We start from the raw sequence: 16,293 nt of genomic DNA, 5'->3' as shown, positions 1-16,293 counted from the left end.
AAACTATGGTAAGTACACAAGAACAATTTGAACAGGTACAGGCTGTTAAAAAATCGATCAACACAGCTAGTGAAGTCGTGAAAAACCAAGCCCTGCTAGCCATGGCTGACCACTTAGTGGCTGCTACTGAGGAGATTTTAGCAGCCAATGCCCTCGATATGGCAGCGGCTAAGGGGAAAATCTCAGATGTGATGCTGGATCGTCTTTATTTGGATGCAAGTCGTACAGAAGCAATGGCAACTGGGATTCGTGAAGTGGTTGCTTTACCAGATCCAATCGGTGAAGTTTTAGAAACCAATCATCTTGAAAATGGTTTGCTTATCACAAAGAAACGGGTGGCCATGGGAGTTATTGGTATTATCTATGAAAGCCGTCCAAATGTGACGTCTGATGCGGCTGCTTTGGCTCTCAAGAGTGGAAATGCGGTTGTTCTTCGTAGTGGGAAGGATGCCTATCAAACTGCCCATGCCATTGTCACAGCCTTGAAGAAGGGCTTGGAAACGACTACTATTCACCCAGATGTGATTCAACTGGTGGAAGATACCAGCCGTGAAAGTAGCTATGCCATGATGAAGGCCAAGGGCTATTTAGATCTTCTCATTCCTCGTGGAGGGGCTGGTTTGATCAATGCCGTGGTTGAAAATGCTATCGTACCTGTTATTGAGACAGGAACTGGGATTGTCCATGTTTATGTGGACAAGGATGCAGACGAAGACAAGGCGCTGTCTATCATCAACAATGCCAAAACCAGTCGTCCTTCTGTATGTAATGCCATGGAGGTTCTGCTGGTTCATGAAGACAAGGCAGCAAGCTTCCTTCCTCGCTTGGAGCAAGTACTGGTTGCGAATCGAAAAGAAGCTGGTCTGGAACCGATTCAATTCCGTGTAGATAGCACAGCAAGTCAGTTTGTTTCAGGTCACGCAGCTGAAGCACAAGACTTTGACACCGAGTTTTTAGACTATGTCCTAGCTGTTAAGGTTGTGAGCAGTTTAGAAGAAGCGGTTGCCCATATTGAAACCCACAGTACCCATCATTCGGATGCCATTGTGACGGAAAATGCTGAAACTGCAGCATACTTTACAGATCAAGTGGACTCTGCAGCTGTCTATGTCAATGCCTCAACTCGTTTCACAGATGGTGGCCAATTTGGTCTGGGTTGTGAAATGGGGATTTCTACTCAGAAATTGCACGCGCGTGGTCCAATGGGCTTGAAGGAGTTGACTAGCTACAAGTATGTGGTTACTGGTGACGGACAGATAAGGGAGTAAGAGATGAAGATTGGATTTATCGGTTTGGGGAATATGGGTGCTAGCTTGGCCAAGGCTGTTTTGCAGGCTAAGACGTGTGATGACATTCTTCTTGCCAATCGTAGTCAAGCCAAGGTAGATGCTTTCATTGCAGACTTTGGTGGTCAGGCTTCCAGCAATGAAGAAATCTTTGCAGAAGCAGATGTGATTTTTCTAGGAGTTAAGCCTGCTCAGTTTTCTGAACTGCTTTCTCAATACCAGACCATCCTTGAAAAAAGAGAAAGTCTTCTTTTGATTTCCATGGCAGCTGGATTGACCTTGGAAAAACTGGCTAGTCTTCTTCCAAGTCAACACCGAATTATTCGTATGATGCCAAATACCCCTGCTTCTATCGGACAAGGAGTGATTAGTTATGCCTTGTCTTCTAATTGCAGGGCTGAGGACAGTGAGCTATTTTGTCAGCTTTTAACTAAGGCTGGTCTCTTGGTTGAACTAGGAGAAGGCTTAATCGACGCAGCGACAGGTCTTGCAGGCTGTGGACCGGCTTTTGTCTATCTCTTTATCGAAGCCTTGGCAGATGCAGGTGTTCAGACGGGATTGCCACGAGAAACGGCATTGAAAATGGCGGCTCAAACTGTGGTAGGAGCTGGGCAATTGGTCCTAGAAAGCCAAGAGCATCCTGGGGTCTTGAAAGACCAAGTTTGTAGCCCAGGAGGTTCCACTATCGCTGGTGTAGCGAGCTTAGAAGCGCATGCTTTTCGAGGAACGGTCATGGATGCAGTTGGTCAAGCCTACAAACGAACACAAGAATTAGGTAAATAAGAGGTAGTTTTATCTGCCTCTTTTATGGTGGTTGAAATGAGAAGACAAAAAGATTGTCACAAACCCACATTTTTTTGATAGAATAGAAGTAGTAAAAAAGAAATGAGTTAGACATGTCAAAAGGATTTTTAGTCTCTCTTGAGGGACCAGAGGGAGCAGGAAAGACCAGTGTTTTAGAGGCTCTGCTACCAATTTTAGAGGAAAAAGGGGTAGAGGTGCTGACGACCCGTGAACCTGGCGGAGTCTTGATTGGGGAGAAGATTCGGGAAGTGATTTTGGATCCAAGTCATACTCAGATGGATGCTAAAACAGAGCTTTTACTCTATATCGCCAGTCGCAGACAGCACTTGGTGGAAAAAGTTCTCCCTGCCCTTGAAGCTGGTAAGTTGGTCATTATGGACCGCTTCATCGATAGTTCCGTTGCCTATCAGGGATTTGGTCGTGGCTTAGATATTGACGCCATTGATTGGCTCAATCAGTTTGCGACAGATGGCCTTAAACCCGATTTGACACTCTATTTTGATATCGAGGTGGAAGAAGGACTGGCTCGCATTGCTGCTAATAGCAATCGTGAGGTCAATCGTTTGGACTTGGAAGGTTTGGACTTGCATAAAAAAGTCCGTAAAGGCTATCTTTCTCTCCTGGAAAAAGAAGGAAATCGCATTGTCAAGATTGATGCGAGTCTTCCATTGGAGGAGGTTGTGGAAACCACAAAGGCTGTCTTGTTTGATAGAATGGGATTAGCTAAATGAAACAAGATCAACTAAAGGCCTGGCAGCCAGATCAGTTTGACCGCTTTGTACGTATCCTAGAACAAGACCAGCTCAATCACGCCTATCTCTTTTCAGGTTTCTTTGGAAGCTTGGAAATGGCTCAATTTCTAGCTAAGAGCCTCTTTTGTACGGATAAAGTAGGTGTGTTGCCATGTGAGAAATGTCGGAATTGTAAGCTTATTGAACAGGGAGAATTTCCCGATGTTACCTTAATTAAGCCAGTCAATCAGGTCATCAAGACAGAACGGATTCGAGAATTGGTGGGCCAGTTTTCCCAAGCAGGGATTGAAAGTCAGCAACAGGTCTTTATTATCGAGCAAGCTGAGAAAATGCATCCTAATGCAGCCAATTCTCTGCTCAAGGTCATCGAAGAACCCCAGAGTGAGGTTTATATTTTCTTCTTGACTAGTGATGAGGAAAAGATGTTGCCGACCATCCGTAGTCGGACTCAGATTTTCCACTTTAAAAAGCAAGAAGAACAACTCATCTTGCTCTTAGAACAAATGGGGTTGGTTAAGAAAAAAGCGACACTTTTAGCCCAGTTTAGTCAATCGCGAACTGAAGCAGAAAAGTTGGTAAATCAGGTAAGTTTTTGGACCTTGGTCGATGAAAGTGAACGCCTGCTGACTTGGTTAGTAGCTAAGAAAAAAGAAAGTTATTTGCAAGTTGCCAAACTAGCTAGCTTGGCAGATGATAAGGAAAAACAAGATCAGGTTTTACGGATTCTTGAAGTTCTATGTGGACAAGATATCCTACAAGCAAGAGTAAGAATGATTCTACAAGATTTGCTAGAAGCTAGAAAAATGTGGAAGGCTAATGTCAGCTTTCAAAATGCCATGGAATATCTGGTCTTGAAAGAAATATAAACTCAAAAATGAACGATAATGAAAGGAAAGGGCTGTTTTATGGACAAAAAAGAATTATTTGACGCGCTGGATGATTTTTCCCAACAGTTATTGGTAACCTTGGCCGATGTGGAAGCTATCAAGAAAAATCTCAAGAGCCTGGTAGAGGAAAATACAGCTCTTCGTTTGGAAAATAGTAAGTTGCGCGAACGCTTGGGTGAGGTGGAAGCAGACGCTCCTGTCAAGGCTAAGCATGTTCGTGAAAGTGTCCGTCGAATTTATAAAGATGGTTTTCACGTATGTAATGATTTTTATGGACAACGTCGAGAGCAGGACGAGGAATGTATGTTCTGTGACGAGTTGTTATACAGGGAGTAGGCATGCAGATTCAAAAAAGTTTTAAGGGGCAGTCTCCCTATGGCAAGCTGTACCTAGTGGCAACGCCGATTGGCAATTTAGATGATATGACATTTCGAGCTATCCAGACCTTGAAAGAAGTGGACTGGATTGCTGCTGAGGACACGCGCAATACAGGACTTTTGCTCAAGCATTTTGACATTTCTACCAAGCAGATTAGTTTTCATGAGCATAATGCCAAGGAAAAAATTCCTGATTTGATTGGTTTCCTGAAAGCAGGGCAAAGTATTGCTCAGGTCTCCGATGCGGGTTTGCCTAGTATCTCAGACCCTGGTCATGATTTGGTTAAGGCAGCCATTGAGGAAGAAATTGCGGTTGTGACTGTTCCAGGTGCCTCTGCAGGAATTTCTGCCTTGATTGCCAGTGGTTTAGCGCCGCAGCCACATATCTTTTACGGCTTTTTACCGAGAAAATCAGGCCAGCAAAAGCAATTTTTCGACTTGAAAAAAGACTATCCTGAAACTCAGATTTTCTATGAATCGCCCCATCGTGTGGCAGATACGTTGGAAAATGTGCTAGAAGTCTATGGTGACCGCTCGGTCGTATTGGTTAGAGAATTGACCAAAATCTATGAAGAATACCAAAGAGGTACCATTTCTGAATTGCTGGAAAGCATAGCTGAAACGCCACTCAAGGGCGAATGCCTTCTCATCGTTGAAGGTGCTAGTCAGGATGTGGAGGAAAAAGACGAGGAGGATTTGTTCTTAGAAATCCAAGCCCGTATCCAGCAAGGCATGAAAAAAAATCAAGCTATCAAGGAAGTAGCTAAGATTTACCAGTGGAATAAAAGTCAACTCTACGCTGCCTATCACGACTGGGAAGAAAACCAAGAAAATGACTAAACAGGGAAGTTTGCCTTCTTCCCGAAATAGAAATAACAATCATAAACATTTTGCTAAGATTGCTTATTTGGAGAAGAAATGAAAAGCAAAGCGATGAAGAAAGTAATTGGCCTACTGTTGCCTATTCTCACCTTATTTATTTTGTCAGCATGTAACAACAGAGTCGATCGTGATTTAGCTAAAACATCTATTTCAAACATTCGTTCCGTAGTAGAAGCTGCAGGGTTAGAAGCAGAAGGATACTCGACTGCTGATACCTTTGGATACTACGGATTTCCATTTTACATTAAAGGAAATAAAAAATTTGTAGATGTCTATGTGGATTTTGAAAAAGATTATGTTGAGAAGACTCCAGTCCTTAGATACAATCCGCGACTTAAAGAAGTTGAAAAGAAAATTTTCTTTGGTTTTTCCCAAAAAACAGTCTATCGTTTAGAAATGGAGTATGTTGCTGAAGATGATAACTATGACCGACTTGAGGAAGCTTATAATAAGATACTTCAAAGTGATAGTTTGACTTCTACATATTTAAAAGATAATCAGCTTAAGAAGCTTTATATTAAAAATTCAATTGAATTGGAATCTTTTAAATCCTATTACTCTTTAGTTCCAAAAGAAGAATATAGTGGCAACCCTAAAACTCGTCTTGAAGAACAAGAAAAGAGGGAGGCAATTCTGAAGACAGATGTAGAAGAACTTACTCCCTTAATTGAGGACCTAGACCCAAGTAGAGTCAACAATCTTGATGAAGAGACGCTTGTTCGTAATCGTGATCTACTTTTGAAAAGGGTTGCTGACAATCGTTCTACCTTTGGTATTGACATAGACATTGATATAAAAGAGGTACGAAAACAAAACCTTCAATTAACTGATGAGGATATTGACAATTGGACTGATTCTGATTTTCAATACGTACTTGCTCAAATAGTTGAAATTGAAAAATTACCTAAGAATACTGAAGTACGTTTTAGTATAAAATATGAAAGAAAACTGGGTTGGAAGATATTCAGTTTCAATAAAGAATAATTTTTGAAAGACATTCAGGAATTCTCCTGTCTGTCTTTTTACTTAGTTTTTTGGTATAATGGACCAAGTATGAATTTAGAAAGATTTGTGGGTGTCAAATAGTCTAGTAGCTTGTTTTTATTTGGACTTAGGTTCCACCCAAAGAGGTATTAGTGTCGTGTCTCAATCTTATATCAATGTTATCGGTGCTGGTTTGGCAGGTTCTGAAGCAGCCTACCAAATCGCAGAGCGTGGTATTCCAGTTAAACTTTATGAAATGCGTGGTGTCAAGTCAACACCCCAGCACAAAACAGACAATTTTGCTGAGTTAGTTTGTTCTAATTCCCTTCGTGGGGATGCTTTGACAAATGCTGTCGGGCTTCTCAAGGAAGAAATGCGTCGCTTGGGTTCTGTTATTTTGGAATCTGCTGAGGCTACACGTGTTCCCGCTGGAGGAGCACTTGCGGTGGACCGTGATGGTTTCTCCCAAATGGTGACCGAAAAAGTGGCCAACCACCCCTTGATTGAAGTGGTTCGTGATGAAATTACAGAATTGCCGACAGATGTTATTACAGTTGTGGCGACTGGTCCCTTGACTAGTGATGCCCTGGCTGAAAATATTCATGCCCTTAATGATGGCGATGGCTTCTATTTCTACGATGCGGCAGCGCCGATTATCGATGTCAACACTATCGATATGAGCAAGGTTTATCTCAAATCTCGTTATGATAAGGGAGAAGCCGCTTATCTCAACGCGCCCATGACCAAGCAAGAGTTTATGGATTTCCATGAAGCCTTGGTCAATGCGGAAGAAGCACCGCTTAATTCTTTTGAAAAAGAAAAGTACTTTGAAGGCTGTATGCCAATCGAAGTCATGGCTAAACGAGGTATTAAAACCATGCTTTATGGTCCTATGAAACCAGTCGGTTTGGAGTATCCAGATGACTACACAGGACCTCGTGATGGAGAATTTAAAACACCTTATGCAGTTGTCCAGCTTCGTCAGGACAATGCGGCTGGTAGCCTCTACAATATCGTCGGTTTCCAGACCCACCTCAAATGGGGAGAACAAAAGCGTGTCTTCCAAATGATTCCAGGTCTTGAAAATGCTGAGTTTGTTCGTTACGGTGTCATGCACCGCAATTCTTATATGGATTCACCAAATCTTCTTGAACAGACTTATCGTTCTAAGAAACAACCAAATCTCTTCTTTGCTGGTCAAATGACGGGTGTGGAAGGCTATGTAGAGTCCGCAGCGTCAGGATTAGTTGCGGGAATTAACGCGGCTCGTCTTTTCAAGGGAGAAAGCGAGGCTATTTTCCCAGAGACGACAGCGATTGGAAGCTTAGCTCATTACATCACCCATGCTGACAGCAAACATTTCCAACCAATGAATGTCAACTTTGGGATTATCAAGGAGTTGGAAGGCGAGCGTATTCGTGATAAGAAGGCTCGTTATGAAAAAATTGCAGAGCGCGCTCTTAGCGACCTAGAAGAATTTTTAACTGTCTAATTTTTTTGAAAGAATTGCTCATGATACTATAAAAATCTTAGAAATTGTGATAAAATAGGTAGGATAAAAGAAGGAGAGTGAAAATGGCGAATCCCAAGTATAAACGTATTTTAATCAAGTTATCAGGTGAAGCCCTTGCCGGTGAACGAGGCGTAGGGATTGATATCCAAACAGTTCAAACAATCGCAAAAGAGATTCAAGAAGTTCATAGCTTAGGTATCGAAATTGCCCTTGTTATTGGTGGAGGAAATCTCTGGCGTGGCGAACCTGCTGCAGAAGCAGGAATGGACCGCGTTCAGGCAGATTACACAGGAATGCTTGGGACTGTTATGAATGCTCTTGTGATGGCAGATTCATTGCAACAAGTTGGGGTTGATACACGTGTGCAAACAGCTATTGCTATGCAACAAGTGGCAGAGCCTTATGTCCGTGGCCGTGCCCTTCGTCACCTTGAAAAAGGCCGTATCGTTATCTTTGGTGCCGGAATTGGTTCACCTTACTTCTCAACCGATACAACAGCGGCCCTTCGTGCAGCTGAAATCGAAGCAGATGCCATCCTTATGGCTAAAAATGGTGTCGACGGTGTTTACAATGCCGATCCTAAGAAGGACAAGACAGCTGTTAAATTTGAAGAATTGACCCACCGTGACGTTATCAATAAAGGTCTCCGTATCATGGACTCAACAGCTTCAACCCTCTCAATGGACAACGATATTGACTTGGTTGTCTTTAACATGAACCAACCAGGCAACATCAAACGTGTCGTATTTGGTGAAAATATCGGAACAACAGTTTCAAATAATATCGAAGAAAAGGAATAAGAAAGATTATGGCTAACGCAATTATTGAAAAAGCTAAAGAGAGAATGACCCAGTCTCACCAATCACTTGCTCGTGAATTTGGTGGTATCCGTGCTGGCCGTGCCAATGCAAGCTTGCTTGACCGTGTACATGTAGAATACTATGGAGTCGAAACTCCTCTTAACCAAATCGCTTCAATTACCATTCCAGAAGCGCGTGTTTTGTTGGTAACACCATTTGACAAGTCTTCATTGAAAGACATCGAACGTGCTTTGAACGCTTCTGATCTTGGTATCACACCAGCGAATGACGGTTCTGTGATTCGCTTGGTTATCCCAGCTCTTACAGAAGAAACTCGTCGTGACCTTGCTAAAGAAGTGAAGAAGGTCGGTGAGAATGCTAAGGTGGCTGTCCGCAATATCCGTCGCGATGCTATGGACGAAGCTAAGAAACAAGAAAAAGCAAAAGAAATCACTGAAGACGAATTGAAGACTCTTGAAAAAGACATTCAAAAAGTAACAGACGATGCTGTTAAACACATCGACGACATGACTGCCAACAAAGAGAAAGAACTTTTGGAAGTCTAAAAATAAACAGAAAAACTCAGTTGGCATTGCTGGCTGAGTTTTATTCGAAAGAAGGAAATATGAATACAAATCTTGCAAGTTTTATCGTTGGACTGATCATCGATGAAAACGACCGTTTTTACTTTGTGCAAAAGGATGGTCAAACCTATGCTCTTGCTAAGGAAGAAGGTCAACATACGGTAGGGGATACGGTCAAAGGTTTTGCCTACACGGATATGAAGCAAAAACTCCGCCTGACCACTCTAGAAGTGACCGCCACTCAGGACCAATTTGGTTGGGGAACTGTAACGGAAGTTCGTAAAGACTTGGGTGTCTTTGTGGATACAGGCCTTCCTGACAAGGAAATCGTTGTGTCACTCGATATTCTCCCTGAGCTCAAGGAACTCTGGCCTAAGAAGGGCGACCAACTTTACATCCGTCTCGAAGTGGACAAGAAAGACCGTATCTGGGGACTCTTGGCTTATCAAGAAGACTTCAAACGTCTGGCTCGTCCTGCCTACAACAACATGCAGAATCAAAACTGGCCAGCCATTGTTTACCGTCTCAAGCTGTCAGGTACCTTTGTCTATCTGCCAGAAAATAACATGCTTGGTTTTATCCATCCTAGCGAGCGTTACGCAGAGCCACGTTTGGGACAAGTCTTAGATGCGCGTGTCATTGGTTTCCGTGAAGTGGACCGTACCTTGAACCTTTCTCTCAAACCACGTTCCTTTGAGATGTTGGAAAATGATGCCCAGATGATTTTGACCTACTTGGAAAGCAATGGCGGTTTCATGACCTTAAATGATAAGTCAACTCCAGATGACATCAAGGCAACCTTTGGCATTTCTAAAGGTCAGTTCAAGAAAGCTTTAGGAGGTCTTATGAAGGCTGGCAAAATCAAGCAAGACCAGTTTGGGACAGAGTTGATCTAGGGAGACTTATGAGAAAATCATTTTACACTTGGCTCATGACTGAGCGCAATCCTAAAAGTAACAGCCCTAAAGCCATTTTGGCAGATCTCGCTTTTGAGGAGTCAGCCTTCCCAAAACACACGGATGATTTTGATGAGGTGAGTCGCTTTTTGGAGGAACATGCCAGTTTCTCTTTTAACTTAGGAGACTTTGACTCTATCTGGCAAGAATACTTAGAACACTAGAGACAATGAGATGAGGCTAGTATTTTATTGTTCTCTTTGCTATAATAAAAAGAAATAAAAGGATTAGAGAGGTTCTTTATTTGAAGGAACATTCAATAGACATTCAACTGAGTCATCCAGATGACTTGTTTCATCTTTTTGGTTCCAATGAACGCCATCTTCGTTTGATGGAAGAAGAGCTTGATGTTGTGATTCATGCTCGTACGGAGATTGTCCAGGTTTTGGGAGAAGAGTCTGCTTGCGAGGAAGCTCGTCAGGTTATCCAAGCTTTGATGGTCTTGGTGAACCGTGGGATGACCGTTGGTACGCCAGATGTGGTGACTGCAATTAGCATGGTCAAAAACGATGAAATCGACAAGTTTGTTGCCCTTTATGAAGAAGAAATTATCAAAGATAATACAGGGAAGCCGATCCGTGTCAAAACCTTGGGTCAAAAACTTTATGTGGACAGTGTTAAACAGCATGATGTGACCTTTGGAATTGGGCCAGCAGGTACGGGGAAGACCTTCCTTGCAGTGACCTTGGCAGTAACTGCCCTTAAACGCGGGCAGGTCAAACGAATTATTCTAACTCGTCCAGCAGTGGAAGCAGGAGAGAGTCTTGGATTTCTTCCGGGTGATCTTAAGGAGAAGGTGGATCCTTACCTTCGACCTGTTTATGATGCCTTGTATCAGATTCTGGGGAAAGACCAAACAACTCGTCTCATGGAGCGTGAAATTATTGAGATTGCGCCCCTTGCCTATATGCGTGGCCGGACCTTGGATGATGCCTTTGTCATTCTCGATGAGGCGCAAAATACGACCATCATGCAGATGAAGATGTTTTTGACTCGTTTAGGCTTTAATTCTAAGATGATTGTCAATGGAGATATCAGTCAGATTGACCTCCCGCGTAACGTCAAGTCAGGTTTGATTGATGCCCAAGAAAAGCTCAAGAACATTCACCAGATTGACTTTATTCATTTTTCAGCCAAGGATGTGGTTCGCCATCCAGTTGTCGCTCAGATTATCCGAGCTTATGAACCAGCTCCTGTCAAGAATGAAGAGAGTGAAGAATTAGATCCTCAACCTCTATCTGAAGGATAGTTCTTTTGTACTTAAAGTTATCTCAATACCAAGTATAAATTTGCGTTTTAAATATTTCATTCAATATCCTTATCTTAGTTAGAAACTTTTCAAGTGGTGGAATCCTATGGAATCAATCTTTTTAAAACTAGCTCAGTATCCAATAGTGGAGACTGAGCGTTTATTGCTCCGACCTGTAACCTTGGACGATGCAGAAGCTATGTTTGAGTATGTTTCAGACAGAGAAAATACACGCTACACTTTTCCAACCAATCAAAATTTAGAAGAAACCAAGAATAACATTGCTCAGTTCTACTTGGCCAATCCCTTGGGGCGCTGGGGAATAGAACTAAAAAGCAATGCTCAGTTTATCGGTACCATTGATTTGCACAAGATTGATCCTGCTCTTAAGAGGGCAGCTATTGGTTACATTATCAATAAAAAATATTGGAATCAAGGTTTGACGACAGAAGCCAATCGTGCCGTGATTGAGCTTGCTTTTGAGAAGGTTGGAATGAACAAGTTGACCGCCCTTCACGATAAGGACAATCCTGCATCTGGAAAGGTCATGGAGAAATCAGGCATGCGTTTTTCCCATGCAGAACCATATGCTTGTATGGACCAGCATGAAGAAGGCCGAATCGTTACAAGAGTTCATTATGTCTTGACTAAGGAAGACTATTTTGCAAATAAATAAGCAGTTGAGAAGAAATTTTCAACTGTTTTTTCTTCCTCTTACGAATAATCTAAGAGAGGAGAAAATATGGAAGCAATTATCGAGAAAATAAAAGAGTATAAAATCATTGTCATCTGTACTGGTTTGGGCTTGCTTGTCGGCGGATTTTTCATGCTAAAGCCAGCTCCACACACACCTGTTAAGGAAACGAATTTGCAGGCAGAAGTTGCAGCAGTTTCCAAGGATTCATCGACCGAAAAGGAAGAAAAGGAAGAACCGGTTGAACAAGATCTAATAACAGTAGATGTAAAGGGGGCTGTTAAAGCACCAGGAATTTATGATTTGCCTGTAGGTAGTCGAGTCAATGACGCTGTTCAGAAGGCTGGTGGCTTGACAGAGCAAGCAGACAGCAAGGGGCTCAATCTAGCTCAGAAAGTTAGTGACGAGGCTCTGGTTTACGTTCCATCTAAGGGAGAAGAAGTAGCTAGTCAACAGGCAGGTTCTGGAGCGCCTTCTTCAACAAGCAAGGACAAGAAGGTCAATCTCAACAAGGCCAGTCTGGAAGAACTCAAGCAGGTCAAGGGACTGGGAGGAAAACGAGCTCAAGACATTATCGACCATCGTGAAACAAACGGGAAGTTCAAGTCAGTAGACGAGCTCAGGAAGGTCTCTGGCATTGGTGCTAAGACAATAGAAAAGTTAAAAGACTATGTTACAGTGGATTAAGAGCATCCCCATTCCCCTAATTTACCTGAGTTTTCTGTTACTTTGGTTTTATTACGCTATTTTCTCAGCATCCTATCTTGCACTGCTAGGTTTTGTTTTTCTGCTCTTCTGTCTCTTTATCCAATTTCCTTGGAAACCTGCTAGCAAAGTTCTAGTGATTTGTGGAATCTTTGGCTTTTGGTTTCTGTTTCAAACTTGGCAACAGAGTCAAGCGAGTCAAAATTTGGCGGATTCTGTTGAAAGGGTAAGGATTTTGCCTGACACTATTAAGGTCAATGGTGATAGTCTATCCTTTCGTGGCAAGTCTGATGGACGCATTTTTCAAGTCTATTATAAACTCCAGTCCGAGGAGGAGAAAGAACAATTTCAAACTTTAACAGACCTTCATGACTTAGAACTAGAAGGAAAACTTTCGGAGCCAGAAGGGCAGAGGAATTTTGGTGGATTTAACTATCAAGCCTATCTGAAAACTCAGGGGATTTACCAGACTCTCAATATCAAAAAAATCCAGTCACTTCAAAAGGTTGGTAGTTGGGATATAGGTGAAAATCTGTCCAGTTTACGTCGAAAGGCTGTGGTTTGGATTAAGACGCATTTTCCAGACCCTATGCGCAACTACATGACAGGACTCTTATTAGGATATTTGGATACAGACTTTGAGGAGATGAATGAACTTTATTCCAGTCTAGGAATTATCCACCTCTTTGCCTTGTCGGGTATGCAGGTAGGCTTTTTCATGGACGGATTTAAGAAACTTCTTTTGCGATTAGGCTTAACTCAAGAAAAGTGGAGATGGCTAGCTTATCCATTCTCTCTGGTCTATGCTGGATTGACTGGATTTTCAGCCTCGGTCATTCGCAGTCTTTTGCAAAAGTTACTGGCTCAACATGGTGTTAAAGGCTTGGATAATTTTGCCTTGACGGTGCTTGTCCTCTTTATTGTCATGCCAAACTTTTTCTTGACAGCAGGAGGAGTCTTGTCCTGTGCTTATGCTTTTATCCTGACCATGACCAGCAAAGAAGGGGAGGGGCTCAAGGCTGTTGCTAGAGAAAGTCTAGTGATCTCCTTGGGCATATTGCCCATTCTGTCCTTCTATTTTGCGGAATTTCAACCTTGGTCTATCCTTTTGACCTTTGTCTTTTCCTTACTATTTGACTTGGTCTTCTTACCGCTCTTGTCTATCTTATTTGCCCTTTCCTTTCTCTATCCGGTCGTTCAGCTTAATTTTATTTTTGAATGGTTGGAGGGGATTATTCGTTTGGTCTCGCAGGTGGCGAGTAGGCCACTGGTCTTTGGACAACCCAATTCATGGCTGTTGATGCTACTATTAATTTCCTTGGCTTTAGTCTATGATTTGAGGAAAAATATCAAAAGAGTAGCTGGCTTCAGCTTACTTATTGTGGGTCTCTTTTTCTTGACCAAGCATCCACTGGAAAATGAAATTACCATGCTGGATGTGGGGCAAGGAGAAAGTATTTTCCTACGGGATGTAACTGGTAAGACCATTCTCATAGATGTCGGTGGCAAGGTAGAATCTGATAAGAAAATCGAAAAATGGCAAGAAAAGGCGACGACCAGCAATGCCCAGCGAACCTTGATTCCCTATCTCAAAAGTCGAGGAGTAGCCAAGATTGACCAGCTGATTTTGACAAATACGGACAAGGAGCATGTTGGAGATTTGTTGGAGGTGACCAAGGCTTTCCATATAGGCGAAATTTTAGTGTCCAAAGGCAGTTTGAAACAGAAGGAATTTGTGGCAGAACTACAAGCGACCCAAACAAAAGTTAGAAGTATAACAGCAGGAGAGAACTTGCCAATTTTCGGAAGTCAGATAGAAGTCCTATCTCCAAGGAAAATTGGAGATGGAGGTCATGAAAATTCCCTGGTTCTTTATGGGAAACTATTGGATAAGCACTTTCTCTTCACAGGAAATTTGGAGGAGAAAGGAGAGAAGGATCTTCTAAAGCAATATCCTGACCTAGAGGTGGATGTTTTGAAAGCTGGCCAACATGGCTCTAAAAAATCATTAAGTTCAGCCTTTCTAGAACAGCTCAAACCAGAGATGACTCTCATCTCAGTTGGAAAGAACAAACGAACGAAATTACCTCATCAGGAGACCTTGACCCGGCTGGAAGGTATCAATAGCAAAGTTTATCGAACTGATCAGCAAGGAGCTATACGCTTTAAAGGTTGGAAAAGTTGGAAAATCGAAACAGTTGGTTAATGAGCAGAAACTTTTCAAAAAAATAACTTTTTATCTTGACAAGGGCTAGAAAACTTGGTATCATATAAAAGTTGAGAAAAGCAGAAGTGAGAGCTTCTCGCCTTGTGACATTAAGTTGCCTGGCCCTACGGATGAAAAGTTTCTAAGAAACGCTATCATAACGTGCGGGCTTGTATATTTACGAGTCCGCTATTGTTTTTCTCTAATAAAACAAAAGAGGTGAAAACCATAGCAAAGCAAGACTTATTCATCAATGATGAGATTCGTGTACGTGAAGTTCGCTTGATTGGTCTTGAGGGAGAACAGTTAGGCATCAAGCCACTCAGTGAAGCGCAAGCTTTGGCTGATAACGCTAATGTTGACCTAGTATTGATTCAACCCCAAGCAAAACCGCCTGTTGCAAAAATTATGGACTACGGTAAGTTCAAATTTGAGTACCAGAAGAAGCAAAAAGAACAACGTAAAAAACAAAGTGTTGTTACTGTGAAAGAAGTTCGTCTGAGTCCAACGATTGACAAGGGTGACTTTGACACAAAACTTCGCAATGCACGCAAATTCCTTGAAAAAGGAAATAAAGTTAAGGTATCTATTCGCTTTAAGGGTCGTATGATTACCCATAAAGAGATTGGTGCAAAAGTTTTAGCCGAGTTTGCTGAAGCAACTCAAGATATTGCCATCATCGAACAACGTGCTAAAATGGATGGACGTCAAATGTTCATGCAATTGGCGCCAGCGACTGACAAAAAATAATTGTCAGAAAGTTAAATAAAGGAGAAAAAATCATGCCAAAACAAAAAACACACCGCGCATCAGCTAAACGTTTCAAACGTACAGGTTCTGGTGGACTTAAACGTTTCCGTGCTTACACTTCTCACCGTTTCCACGGAAAAACTAAGAAACAACGTCGTCATCTTCGTAAAGCATCTATGGTGCATTCAGGAGATTACAAACGTATCAAAGCAATGCTTACTCGCTTGAAATAATAGCTTGACTGTAAGTAAACAATTCTAGGAAATATTTGGAGGAAATAAAACATGGCACGTGTTAAAGGTGGCGTTGTATCACGCAAACGTCGTAAACGTATTCTTAAATTAGCTAAAGGTTACTATGGAGCTAAACACATCTTGTTCCGTACTGCAAAAGAACAAGTAATGAACTCTTACTACTATGCATACCGTGACCGTCGTCAGAAAAAACGTGACTTCCGCAAATTGTGGATCACTCGTATCAACGCGGCAGCTCGTATGAACGGACTTTCATACTCACAATTGATGCATGGTTTGAAATTGGCTGAGATCGAAGTTAACCGTAAAATGCTTGCTGACTTGGCTGTTAACGATGCAGCAGCTTTCACAGCTCTTGCAGATGCAGCGAAAGCAAAACTTGGTAAATAATAACTGATAAGACTGGAACAGGATTGTCCCAGTCTTTTTAAAAATAAAGGAGAAAAATATGGCTTCAAAAATGCTACACACTTGCTTGCGAGTAGAAAATCTCGAAAAATCAATTGCATTTTATCGGCTCTTTGTCAACTGTAGTGGGTTGAAGAAAAGCTAAAATCTAGAAAGGACAAATTTCGTCCTTTCTTTTTTGATATTTAGGGCGATAAAAATC

The 16,293-nt window shown here is 42.0% G+C and carries 19 protein-coding genes, 1 pseudogene and 1 other annotated feature; all 20 genes and pseudogenes read left to right on the top strand.

What is annotated here, in order from left to right:
* Positions 1 to 5: 5 nt before the first annotated feature.
* Entirely contained in the window at positions 6 to 1,268 is a 1,263-nt protein-coding gene (locus tag B7700_RS08570) for a glutamate-5-semialdehyde dehydrogenase (protein WP_084888329.1), read from the top strand.
* 3 nt (positions 1,269 to 1,271) lie between these two features.
* Positions 1,272 to 2,069 carry a pyrroline-5-carboxylate reductase gene (proC, locus tag B7700_RS08565; protein WP_084888327.1) on the top strand — a complete coding sequence of 266 codons (798 nt, stop codon included), beginning with the start codon at positions 1,272 to 1,274 and terminating at the stop codon, positions 2,067 to 2,069.
* Positions 2,070 to 2,182: 113 nt separating this feature from the next.
* A complete protein-coding gene (gene tmk, locus B7700_RS08560; RefSeq protein ID WP_084888325.1) occupies positions 2,183 to 2,821 on the top strand; it encodes a dTMP kinase in 639 nt (212 codons plus the stop codon).
* Positions 2,818 to 3,708 carry a DNA polymerase III subunit delta' gene (locus B7700_RS08555; RefSeq protein ID WP_084888323.1) on the top strand — a complete coding sequence of 297 codons (891 nt, stop codon included), beginning with the start codon at positions 2,818 to 2,820 and terminating at the stop codon, positions 3,706 to 3,708. The genes tmk and B7700_RS08555 overlap by 4 nt, the downstream gene beginning before the upstream one ends.
* A 39-nt stretch (positions 3,709 to 3,747) precedes the next feature.
* Positions 3,748 to 4,065, top strand: a complete 318-nt coding sequence (yabA, locus tag B7700_RS08550; protein WP_000358227.1) for a DNA replication initiation control protein YabA — start codon at positions 3,748 to 3,750, stop codon at positions 4,063 to 4,065.
* A 2-nt stretch (positions 4,066 to 4,067) separates the two neighbouring features.
* Complete coding sequence (rsmI, locus tag B7700_RS08545) at positions 4,068 to 4,946, top strand: 16S rRNA (cytidine(1402)-2'-O)-methyltransferase (protein WP_084888321.1); 879 nt, start codon at positions 4,068 to 4,070, stop codon at positions 4,944 to 4,946.
* A 78-nt stretch (positions 4,947 to 5,024) separates the two neighbouring features.
* Complete coding sequence (locus tag B7700_RS08540; protein ID WP_084888319.1) at positions 5,025 to 5,972, top strand: hypothetical protein; 948 nt, start codon at positions 5,025 to 5,027, stop codon at positions 5,970 to 5,972.
* A 157-nt stretch (positions 5,973 to 6,129) separates the two neighbouring features.
* A complete protein-coding gene (trmFO, locus tag B7700_RS08535) occupies positions 6,130 to 7,464 on the top strand; it encodes a methylenetetrahydrofolate--tRNA-(uracil(54)-C(5))-methyltransferase (FADH(2)-oxidizing) TrmFO (protein WP_061864109.1) in 1,335 nt (444 codons plus the stop codon).
* Between the two features lie 83 nt (positions 7,465 to 7,547).
* Positions 7,548 to 8,285, top strand: coding sequence for a UMP kinase (gene pyrH / locus B7700_RS08530; protein WP_000002996.1), 738 nt, complete (start codon positions 7,548 to 7,550; stop codon positions 8,283 to 8,285).
* An 8-nt stretch (positions 8,286 to 8,293) separates the two neighbouring features.
* The gene (frr, locus tag B7700_RS08525) at positions 8,294 to 8,851 is read left to right on the top strand and encodes a ribosome recycling factor (protein ID WP_001262225.1); all 558 of its coding nucleotides are present in this window, start codon (positions 8,294 to 8,296) and stop codon (positions 8,849 to 8,851) included.
* Positions 8,852 to 8,910: 59 nt separating this feature from the next.
* On the top strand, positions 8,911 to 9,765 hold the full coding sequence (gene cvfB / locus B7700_RS08520; protein WP_084888316.1) for an RNA-binding virulence regulatory protein CvfB: 855 nt from the start codon (positions 8,911 to 8,913) through the stop codon (positions 9,763 to 9,765).
* A gap of 8 nt (positions 9,766 to 9,773) precedes the next feature.
* On the top strand, positions 9,774 to 9,989 hold the full coding sequence (locus B7700_RS08515) for a YozE family protein (RefSeq protein WP_001232085.1): 216 nt from the start codon (positions 9,774 to 9,776) through the stop codon (positions 9,987 to 9,989).
* A gap of 80 nt (positions 9,990 to 10,069) precedes the next feature.
* A complete protein-coding gene (locus B7700_RS08510; protein WP_084888313.1) occupies positions 10,070 to 11,074 on the top strand; it encodes a PhoH family protein in 1,005 nt (334 codons plus the stop codon).
* 106 nt (positions 11,075 to 11,180) lie between these two features.
* The gene (locus B7700_RS08505) at positions 11,181 to 11,750 is read left to right on the top strand and encodes a GNAT family N-acetyltransferase (protein ID WP_084888311.1); all 570 of its coding nucleotides are present in this window, start codon (positions 11,181 to 11,183) and stop codon (positions 11,748 to 11,750) included.
* A gap of 66 nt (positions 11,751 to 11,816) precedes the next feature.
* Positions 11,817 to 12,455 carry a helix-hairpin-helix domain-containing protein gene (locus B7700_RS08500; protein WP_084888309.1) on the top strand — a complete coding sequence of 213 codons (639 nt, stop codon included), beginning with the start codon at positions 11,817 to 11,819 and terminating at the stop codon, positions 12,453 to 12,455.
* Entirely contained in the window at positions 12,439 to 14,679 is a 2,241-nt protein-coding gene (locus B7700_RS08495) for a DNA internalization-related competence protein ComEC/Rec2 (RefSeq protein ID WP_084888307.1), read from the top strand. The genes B7700_RS08500 and B7700_RS08495 overlap by 17 nt, the downstream gene beginning before the upstream one ends.
* Positions 14,680 to 14,751: 72 nt before the next feature.
* Positions 14,752 to 14,883, top strand: a sequence feature (ribosomal protein L20 leader region).
* Between the two features lie 15 nt (positions 14,884 to 14,898).
* Positions 14,899 to 15,429 (top strand): translation initiation factor IF-3, encoded by a 531-nt coding sequence (gene infC, locus B7700_RS08490; RefSeq protein WP_000848180.1) that lies wholly within the window; start codon positions 14,899 to 14,901, stop codon positions 15,427 to 15,429.
* A gap of 32 nt (positions 15,430 to 15,461) precedes the next feature.
* On the top strand, positions 15,462 to 15,662 hold the full coding sequence (rpmI, locus tag B7700_RS08485) for a 50S ribosomal protein L35 (protein ID WP_001125943.1): 201 nt from the start codon (positions 15,462 to 15,464) through the stop codon (positions 15,660 to 15,662).
* 51 nt (positions 15,663 to 15,713) lie between these two features.
* Complete coding sequence (gene rplT / locus B7700_RS08480) at positions 15,714 to 16,073, top strand: 50S ribosomal protein L20 (protein ID WP_000124834.1); 360 nt, start codon at positions 15,714 to 15,716, stop codon at positions 16,071 to 16,073.
* Between the two features lie 58 nt (positions 16,074 to 16,131).
* A pseudogene (locus B7700_RS11040) lies at positions 16,132 to 16,200 on the top strand (VOC family protein); the annotation flags it as partial.
* Between the last annotated feature and the right edge of the window lie 93 nt (positions 16,201 to 16,293).

The organism is Streptococcus mitis (genome assembly GCF_002096755.1).
GTDB classification, from domain to species: Bacteria; Bacillota; Bacilli; order Lactobacillales; family Streptococcaceae; genus Streptococcus; species Streptococcus mitis_AC.
Note: the sequence above shows the minus strand (reverse complement) of the source record. Positions and strands in the feature narration are given on the sequence as shown.